This window comes from Photobacterium sp. R1, assembly GCF_054600795.1.
In genome coordinates, this window is sequence record NZ_BAAHZP010000184.1 from 1 (window position 1) to 379 (window position 379).

At 43.8% G+C, this 379-nt stretch carries 1 protein-coding gene; it reads left to right on the forward strand.

The window, feature by feature from the left end; genetic code table 11:
* Nucleotides 1-189: 189 nt before the first annotated feature.
* Nucleotides 190-379 (forward strand): hypothetical protein (locus ACYP03_RS24585; protein ID WP_459782463.1); only part of this gene is annotated, 190 nt, incomplete at its 3' end.

Below are 379 nucleotides of genomic sequence, written 5' to 3' on the forward strand. Positions count from 1 at the left end.
CTTTCAACAGCCTTAGTCATACTTTTATCTTTGCAGTGCTAGCAGAAAAAATGCAAGGGATAGTTTTAGCCTGCCTGATGAAAGATAAACTATGTGGTAGAATCGCGGCAGTTTTATGATGAGTTTGTTCAGGTCTTTTGATGATTTGCATTCACCCTGAACAACTAACTGATACAAGCAGGAAATCACTTGACTCAGTCTACCAAGTCTCCATCTGAGCGGACCGAAGTTCGCAATAATGAAAAAACATTAAAAGCCGCGCTGAATGATTGCCTGATCCGCGATCGTTTCCGTCTGCAGAAAAGAGTGCAGGGCGCCGCGAAGATTAAGAATGAACAGGCTCGCCATGCGGTATTCGATGAAATCGCCATGGATATCG